Source organism: Streptomyces sp. NPDC034670 (assembly GCF_055574875.1).
In genome coordinates, this window is record NZ_JBVITR010000030.1 from 7,523 (window position 1) to 16,585 (window position 9,063).

Genomic DNA, 9,063 nt, shown 5'->3' on the forward strand with positions numbered 1-9,063 from the left:
GCCCCCCCCCCCCCCCCCCCCCCCCCCCCCCCCCCCCCCCCCCCCCCCCCCCCCCCCCCACCCCCCCCCCCCCCGCCCCCCCCCCCCCCCCCCCCCCCCCCCCCGGCCCGGGGTCGGGTTTGTCACCGACGGCTCTCGGGCATGCGGGCGCGTAGGCTCCGCCGGCGCGGGAACCCACAGACGGTAGACGGAAATCGACGACCGCCCCGTGACGTCGGGGCCTGGAAGGCATGATGGCAACCGAGCCGCGTTGGGACAGGACACTGGCTGCCGAGGAGATCACGAGCCGCGTCGCCAGCTTCCCCGGGGAGCTGCACGACGTCACGGACGCACGCCTGGTCACGGAGGAGTTCCTCTTCGACCTGGCCCGCGTGTCGACGCCGTCGGCTCCGGAACACTGGGACGACATACTCCTGGTCGTCACGGAACTGGCCGCCAACGCGGTCCAGTACGCGCCGGGACCCTTCCAGCTGCGCCTGCGCAGGACGTTCGACGGCGTGCACGTGGTGATGCACGACACGAGCCCCACCGAGCCGGCCCCGCGGCCCTTCCACCCGAGCCGCGGCGGGGGCGGCATCGGCTGGCACCTGATCCACACGCTGTGCGACCAGGTCAGCGTCGTCAGCGACGACCACGGCAAGGACATCCACGTCTTCCTGCCCTGGTGACCCCGCGGACGGCGCGCGGCACCACGGCCGTGCGCCGCCGCTCCCGGCTCACCCGCTCGCTGCTGCCGGTCCCGCGCTCACCCCGCCGGGGCCTCGCGCGGGGGCAGGCGGTGATAGTAATCACCGACCCTGCCGAGGTACTCGGGGTCCATGGTCTCGCTGTCGGTCCGGAACCGGGGCGCGGCCTTCACCTCGGCTCTGCTGCACGACACCGTTATCCTGCGCTCCTTGACGTCGACGCCCGTGACGACGCCGACCGGCACGAGGACGCTGCGGCCGAACACCCAGACGCCGGTGTCGACGACGAGGTGCCGCATGCCGTGGTGGTCCGCCTGCCGGTCCACGTGGCCGATGGTGCCGTCGTTCGCGACGACGGTGTAGCCCGTCAGGTCCTGCCCCTGAGCGGTGCTCAGGTCCGTGGCGTACGACCAGATGCTGTCGATGGGCACGCTGCTCCTTGCCTCCCCGGTGAGAACTGCTCCCCTGGACGGACGGCGGGTCCTGTGGACGGCCGCCCGGCCCCACCCAGCAAATACCCGGCAGGCGTGGGCGCATTCGGAGGGCGCGGACCCAAAACCGCACGCCGAGGGCCCCGCGTCGCCGCGCCCCTCCCCCGGCCGCGCCCCTCCCCCGCGGGGAGCCGCCCCCTCCCGGCCGGAGCCGGCGGAAGGCTTCCGGCCGAAACCAGATCGAGTACCCCGCCGGAACCGGGGTATGCACGCCCCCCGCGACTTTCGCCGGCCGCGCCCCGGGGGCGGTCGGCGCGCTTTGTTAGCTGCCCGGCAACTGGGTTAGCCTTCGGCGTATTTCTCATCACGCAGATCCGTGAACAGCGGAAACGCGGCACTTACGGGACGGGCCTGAGACGGCTCGGAGGGGTTTCGAGTTCTCGGTGCCGAGAGCTCCTGGGGAGCGGAACGAGGGTGCGCATGACCGGCAAGAGCGCCGAGGGGACCGACTCGGTGCCCGGGGACCAGGAACTGAAGCAGCTCCTGGCGGGGCTGACGGCCGTGAGGGACGGGGACTTCGGCACGCGGCTGCCGGACGACGCGGACGGCCTCATGGGGGACATCGTCAAGGTCTTCAACGGCATGGTGGACCAGCTGTCGGTGTTCACCTCCGAGGTGACGCGCGTCGCCCGGGAGGTCGGCACCGAAGGGGCGCTGGGCGGGCAGGCCCAGGTCCCCGGCGTCTCGGGCACCTGGGCCGACCTGACGGACTCGGTGAACGCCATGGCGGGCAACCTCACGGCGCAGGTCCGCAACGTCGCCCAGGTGACGACGGCGGTCGCCAAGGGCGACCTGTCGCAGAAGATCACCGTCGACGCCCGCGGCGAGATCCTCGAACTCAAGAACACCATCAACACGATGGTCGACCAGCTCTCCGCCTTCGCCGACGAGGTCACCCGCGTCGCCCGCGAGGTCGGCACCGAGGGCCGCCTCGGCGGACAGGCCGACGTGCAGGGCGTGAAGGGGACCTGGCGCGACCTCACCGACTCGGTGAACTTCATGGCCGGCAATCTGACCGGCCAGGTGCGCAACATCGCGCTGGTGGCGACCGCGGTCGCCAAGGGCGACCTGTCGCAGAAGATCACCGTCGACGCCCGCGGCGAGATCCTCGAACTCAAGAACACCATCAACACGATGGTCGACCAGCTCTCCGCCTTCGCCGACGAGGTCACCCGCGTCGCCCGCGAGGTCGGCACCGAGGGCCGCCTCGGCGGACAGGCCCAGGTGCGGGGCGTCTCCGGCACCTGGAAGGACCTCACCGACAACGTCAACGTGATGGCGTCCAACCTGACCGGCCAGGTCCGCTCCATCGCCCAGGTCGCCTCCGCCGTGGGCCGGGGCGACCTGTCGCAGCGGATCAGGGTCGAGGCCGCGGGCGAGGTCGCCGCGCTGGCCGACGTCATCAACACCATGGTCGACACGCTCTCGGCCTTCGCCGACGAGGTCACCCGCGTCGCCCGCGAGGTCGGCACCGAGGGCCGCCTCGGCGGACAGGCGCGCGTGCCGAACGTCGCCGGCACCTGGAAGGACCTCACCGACAACGTCAACTCCATGGCCAACAACCTCACCGGCCAGGTGCGCAACATCGCGCTGGTGACGACCGCGGTGGCCCGGGGCGACCTGTCGAAGAAGATCGACGTCGACGCGCGCGGCGAGATCCTGGAGCTGAAGACGACCATCAACACGATGGTCGACCAGCTCTCCGCCTTCGCCGACGAGGTCACCCGCGTCGCCCGCGAGGTCGGCACCGAGGGCCGCCTCGGCGGACAGGCCGAGGTGGAGGGCGTCTCCGGCACCTGGAAGCGGCTGACGGAGAACGTCAACGAGCTGGCCGGGAACCTCACCCGGCAGGTGCGGGCGATCGCCGAGGTCGCGAGCGCCGTCGCCGAGGGCGATCTGACGCGCTCGATCACGGTGGAGGCCTCCGGCGAGGTCGCCGAGCTCAAGGACAACATCAACTCGATGGTGGAGTCCCTGCGCGAGACCACCCGGGCCAACCAGGAGCAGGACTGGCTCAAGAGCAACCTCGCCCGGGTCTCCGGTCTGATGCAGGGACACCGCGACCTGCCCGTGGTCGCCGAGCTGATCATGGACGAGCTGGTGCCGCTGGTGTCGGCCCAGTACGGCGCCTTCTACCTCGCGGAGGACGGCGAGAGCGGCCCCGAGCTGCGCCTCGTCGGCTCCTACGGCTACCCCGACGACGACGCCCGGCCCACCCGGATCCCCTTCGGCCGCACCCTGGTCGGCCAGGCCGCCCGCAGCCGCCGCACCATCACGGTGGACGAGCTGCCGCCGGACTACGTCACCATCTCCTCCGGGCTCGGCCAGGTGGTGCCGACCGCGCTGGTGCTGCTGCCCATCGTGGTCGAGGGCCAGGTGCTCGGCGTCATCGAGCTGGCGTCGGTGACCCCGTTCACCCAGATCCACCACGACTTCCTGGCCCAGCTGATGGAGACCCTCGGCGTCAACCTCAACACCATCGTGGCCAACGCCCGCACCGACGAGCTGCTGGCCGAGTCGCAGCGGCTGACCGCCGAACTCCAGGAGCGCTCGGCGGAGTTGCAGTCCCAGCAGGAGGAACTCCAGCACTCCAACGCCGAGCTGGAGGAGAAGGCCGCACTGCTGGCGACGCAGAACCGGGACATCGAGGCGAAGAACCTCCAGATCGAGCAGGCCCGGCAGGAGCTCGAGGCCCGGGCCCAGCAGCTGTCACTGGCCTCGAAGTACAAGTCGGAGTTCCTGGCGAACATGAGCCACGAGCTGCGCACCCCGCTGAACAGCCTGCTGATCCTGGCCCAGCTGCTCGCCCAGAACCCCTCGCGCAACCTCAGCCCGAAGCAGGTCGAGTACGCGCAGATCATCCACTCCGCGGGCTCGGACCTGCTGCAGCTGATCAACGACATCCTCGACCTGTCCAAGGTCGAGGCCGGGAAGATGGACGTCAGCCCCGAACGGGTGACGCTGCGCCAGCTCATCGAGTACGTCGAGGCCACCTTCCGGCCCATGACGATGCAGAAGAGCCTGGACTTCACCGTGACGACGGCCCCGGGCGCGCCGGCCGACCTGCTCACCGACGACTCCCGGCTGCGGCAGGTGCTGCGCAACCTGCTGTCCAACGCGGTCAAGTTCACCGAGCGGGGCGGGGTGGAGCTGCGGATCGAGCCCGCGGCGGACGACGAGGTGCCCGGCGACGTGGTGCGGGGCGGGTCCGTGGTGGCCTTCCGGGTGAAGGACACCGGCATCGGCATCCCGGAGCAGCACCTGGAGTCGATCTTCGGCGCCTTCCAGCAGGCGGACGGCACGACCAGCCGCAAGTACGGGGGCACCGGGCTCGGCCTGTCCATCACCCGGGAGATCGCGCACCTGCTCGGCGGGGCGGTCACGGTGGACAGCGTCGCGGGCCAGGGCAGCACCTTCACGCTGTTCCTGCCCGTGACCCGGCCGGACTTCGAGACGCTGCTGCGTCCCGCCGCGGACCGGGGCCCGGCCGAGGCCGCCTCCGACGCACCGTCCCGGCAGCGGCCGGCGATCGAGGCGGGGACCGGGTCGGGACGCCGCTCCCGGCGGCTGCTCGTCGTGGAGGAGCGTCCCCGGGGCCTGCTGACCCTGGTCGCGGAGAGCGTCGTCCAGGACGTCGCGCACGGCCGGGGCGACAGCGGCTCGCGGCCCTCGGTCGACATCATCACCACCGTCGGCGCCCAGGAGGCCGCCGGTGCGCTGGCCGCCGAGCCGTGCCACTGCGTGGTGCTGGAGCTCGGCATGGCCGAGGAGGAGGTCACCCGCTTCCTGGACGCGCTGCGGGGCGACTCCGCCCTGGCGAGCGTGCCGGTGCTGGTGCACAGCGGCCACCGGGCCGACGCGGAGGTGGAGGAGGCCCTGCGGTCCCGTGCCGAGGGCACGGCGCTGGAGTTCCTGTCCAGCCTCGACGAACTGCGCGAGCGCATCGCCCTGCACCTCTCCGCCGAGGAACCCGGCGACGTGCTCTCCCTGGTGCGCCCGGACGAGGCGCAGCGGCCGGCCCCGCAGACCGTCGTGGACGGTTCGTTCTCCGGCCGCACGATCCTGGTCGTGGACGACGACGCGCGCAACCTCTTCGCGCTCAGCGGGATCCTGGAGCTGCACGGCTTCCGGGTGCTGCACGCGGAGAACGGCCGCAAGGGCATCGAGCAGCTCGTGAACAACCCGGACGTGGCACTGGTGCTGATGGACGTGATGATGCCCGAGCTGGACGGATACGCCGCCACCGCCGAGATCCGCACCATGCCGCAGTACGCCGAGCTGCCCATCATCGCGGTCACCGCCAAGGCGATGCCCGGGGACCGGGAGAAGAGCCTCGCCTCGGGAGCCAGCGACTACGTCACCAAGCCGGTCGACACCCAGGACCTGATCGCCTGCGTCCGGCGCTGGCTGCCGGCATGAGCCGCGCGACGACCGCGCGCCCCGTCCCGGACACCGGCGGGACGGGCGCCCCGCCGCGCCTCCCCTTCCACGCCCCAGGGCCCCGCAGCCGAGGAGCATCCACACCGTGAGCACCAGCGAGCACCCGCGCGACCAGCAGCGCGGTGAACCGCGGCTCGGACCCGGCCGTCCCGCACCCGCCGGCGCGCCGGTGCCGCCGGCCGGGACCGCCTCCGTTCCTTCCGTCCCCGGCGCCCCTTCCGTTCCCGCCGCCCCTTCCGCCTCCCCCGCGGACCTCCCGCCGGCCGGGCCCGCCGGCGTGTCCGCCGACTCGCCCGTGGGCCGGCTCGCGGCCACCGTGGACCGCCTCAGCCGCGAGGTGCGCGCCGCGCAGGCCGAGGCCGAGGGGCGCGCCCTGATCGAACTCGCCAAGGGCATCCTCGTCGAACGCCTGGGGTGCGGTCCGTCGCAGGCCGCCCGCCAGCTCGCCGAGCTGACCGAGCAGGCCGGGACGACCCCGCTGGAGTTCGCGGTCGAGGTCATCAACCAGGCCGCCCGGGACCGGATGTCCGAGGTGACGGACGCCTTCCTGGCCGCCACCCGGGCCGCCGAGGACGCGCAGGCCGAGGCCGCCGCCGTGCGGCTGCGCGCGGCCGAGAGCGGCGCGCTGGCGGCGGACGACACCCAGGCGGTCGCGGAGTCGCTGCTCGAGCAGGCGCTGCGCCCGCTCGGCGCGACGGCGGTGGCCATCTGGGCGGCGGGTCCCGACGGGTCGCTCACGCTGGCGGGCAGCGCCGGGTTCTCCCCGGCCGAGGCGGCGCGCTGGTGCTACGTCCCGCCGGACGTGGCGACGGTCGCCCGTCGCGGACTTCTGGAACGCGACGGCCTGTGGATCACGTCGCTGGCCGACACGGGGCTGCCCAGCGTCGGCCGGCACCAGCACCCGGACGGGGGCAGGGCCGCCCTGCCCGCCGGTACCGGGGGGCGGGTGCACGGCGTGCTGGAGATCGTCTGGCCGGCGCCGCTGCCCGAGCAGCCGCCGCAGATCGTCCGCCAGGTGGAGGCCCTGGCCGAGCTGTGCGCCCACACCCTGGAGACGTACACGGCGCCGAGCGGACCGCCCCACCGGCCGCGGATGCTGCCGGACGCCGCGGAGCTGATGGACCTGGCCGACGGGCTGCACGACCCGGCGCTGGTCCTGCTGCCGCACCTGGACGCCTCCGGGAACCTGCTGGACTTCCGCATCCAGCACGTCAACAGCCGTTTCCTGGACCCGGCGGGCCGGCCGCGCGCCATGGTCAGCGGAACCCTCCTGCTGGAGGCCTACCCGATGGCCGCCGGGGACAGCGAGCTGTTCCAGCGGATCGAGCGGGTGTACGCCACGGGGGAGCCGTTCCGGGCCGAGCGCATGAACCTGACCGCGCTGGTCGGCCAGGTGCCGCTGTCGGCGGTCGCGGACATCAGCGTCAGCCGGCACGGCTCCGGCATCCTGCTCATCTGGCGCATCGAGGACGAGACGGCCCGGCTGGCGAGCCTGCTCCAGCACGCCCAGCGGCTCGGCCGGATCGGCGGTTTCGAGGAGAACCTGCTCACCGGGGAGATCACCTGGAACGGGCAGCTGTTCGACCTGTACGGACGCCCCCAGTCGAGTTCGCCCGTGCCGCTGGAGGACCTGCCCGCGCACGCCCACCCGGACGACGCCGGCGCCCTGCGCCGGTTCCTGCGCACGCTGCTGCACCACCGGCGCCCCGCCTCGGCCGCCTTCCGGCTGCAGCGTCCCGAGGGGGTGACCCGGCACATCCGGGTCGTCGCCGAACCGGTCCTGGACACCGACGGCCGGCCGCTCACCGTCCGCGGCGCCTACCAGGACATCTCGGCGCAGCACTGGACGGAGGTGGCGCTGGCGGCCACCCGCGACCAGCTCGCCCACACCGAGCAGCACGCCAGCGAACGCGACCGGCTGGCGCTGCAGCTGCAGCACGCCATCATGCCGCCGACCCAGGCGCCGCTGCAGGTGCCCGGTCTCGACGTGGCCGTCCGCTACCGGCCCGCGGAGACCGAGCAGTTGGTGGGCGGCGACTGGTACGACGCCGTGGTGCTGCCGTCCCGGCTGGTGCTGCTGTGCGTGGGCGACGTCGCCGGCCACGGCATCGAGGCGGCGACCAGCATGGTCGTCCTGCGCAACGCGCTGCGCGGCCTGGCCGTCACCGGTGCGGGCCCCGGGCAGCTGCTGTCCTGGCTGAACATCGTGGCGCACCACCTGACGGGCGCGGTCACCGCCACCGCGGTCTGCGGCCTGTACGACCCGGCCTCGCGCACGCTGAGGTGGGCCAGGGCGGGCCACCTGCCGCCGGTGCTGGTGCGGGGCGACGAGGCCGCTCCCCTGCCGCTGGTGAGCGGGATGCTGCTCGGGGCCGTGCCCGAGGCGGTGTACGAGGAGGCGGAGGTCCAGCTGGCCGCGGAGGACAACCTGCTGATGTACACGGACGGCCTGATCGAACGGCGGGACCGCTCCGTCGAGGAGTCCATGGCGCACCTGCTCACCACCGCCGCCAAGGTCCCGGGCAGCCTCGACCAGCGGCTGGACCGGCTGCTCACCTACAGCAGGTCGGACACGGACGACGACACCTGCATCGTGGGCATCCGGGTCGGGTGAGACGCGGCACGATCGGCACCGGCGGCCGCGGACCGGGGCATGGGACGGCGATTCGGGGGTACGCGCGGCTGCGCGGTGGGAGTCGACCGACAGGCGTGGGGGTGCCCGGCGGGTGAGGGAGCACGTGAGGGGAACCGGCGGCGGGCCGCGCCGCCGGTTCCCGTCAGGGAGGCGTCCTCACAGGCCGGCGCCCGTGAGGGCGTGACCGCCCCCGCGCGCCCGGACACCGGCGTGCGTCGACGTCCCCGCAGGGGTAACCAGCCCTGGCCGTCATTTGTTGGAGGTACTCGTGCCCATTGCCCAGAACCCCCTGTCCGTCGAAGTGACCCTTCCCCGGGAGGATGTCGCCCTGCTCACGGTGGAGGGGTACTTGGACGTCGACACCGCGACCGAGTTCCAGCATCACCTGGCGAACCAGCTCCACCACGGCCGGCGGCACTTCCTGCTCGACCTGTCCGCGGTCCCCTTCATGGACTCCTCCGGCATGAACATCATCCTCCGGGTCTACCAGGAGGCCCGTGAGCTGCCGGGAAGCGTGCACATCATCTCCCCCACGCCCGCGGTGCGCCGCATCCTGGACCTGACCGGCGTGAGCATCACGGTCCCGGTCTCCGAGAGCACCGACGAGGCGCTGGAGCGCGTCGACCGGCTGCCGCAGGAGCCGCGGGAGGAGCCCGGGAGCTGAACGGCACCCGCGGAAGGACCCCCACGTCCCCGTGCCGGGCCGGGGGGGGGGGGGGGGGGGGGGGGCACCCCCCCCCCCCCCCCGCGTCGTTTGGATCCCCCCCCCACAAAAACGAACGGGGCGGGGGAGGGGGGAGGGAAAGATGGG

General features: G+C 73.2%; 5 protein-coding genes. 4 read left to right on the forward strand and 1 reads right to left on the reverse strand.

Annotated features, from left to right (window positions below):
- Window positions 1-233: 233 nt before the first annotated feature.
- Window positions 234-668, forward strand: coding sequence for an ATP-binding protein (locus ACZ56B_RS20060; RefSeq protein WP_468791893.1), 435 nt, complete (start codon window positions 234-236; stop codon window positions 666-668).
- A 77-nt stretch (window positions 669-745) separates the two neighbouring features.
- On the opposite strand, the gene ACZ56B_RS20065 is transcribed toward ACZ56B_RS20060, so the two are convergent.
- A complete protein-coding gene (locus ACZ56B_RS20065; protein WP_468791896.1) occupies window positions 746-1,117 on the reverse strand; it encodes a PRC-barrel domain-containing protein in 372 nt (123 codons plus the stop codon).
- 480 nt (window positions 1,118-1,597) lie between these two features.
- Between ACZ56B_RS20065 and ACZ56B_RS20070 the strand changes: the two genes are divergently transcribed.
- From ACZ56B_RS20070 to ACZ56B_RS20080, 3 genes are all read left to right on the forward strand, one after another.
- Window positions 1,598-5,596, forward strand: coding sequence for a HAMP domain-containing protein (locus ACZ56B_RS20070; protein WP_468791899.1), 3,999 nt, complete (start codon window positions 1,598-1,600; stop codon window positions 5,594-5,596).
- 106 nt (window positions 5,597-5,702) lie between these two features.
- Window positions 5,703-8,231: a SpoIIE family protein phosphatase gene (locus ACZ56B_RS20075; protein ID WP_468791902.1), complete on the forward strand. Its 2,529-nt coding sequence runs from the start codon at window positions 5,703-5,705 to the stop codon at window positions 8,229-8,231.
- Between the two features lie 289 nt (window positions 8,232-8,520).
- Entirely contained in the window at window positions 8,521-8,916 is a 396-nt protein-coding gene (locus ACZ56B_RS20080) for an STAS domain-containing protein (RefSeq protein WP_468791905.1), read from the forward strand.
- The last annotated feature ends 147 nt before the right edge of the window (window positions 8,917-9,063 follow it).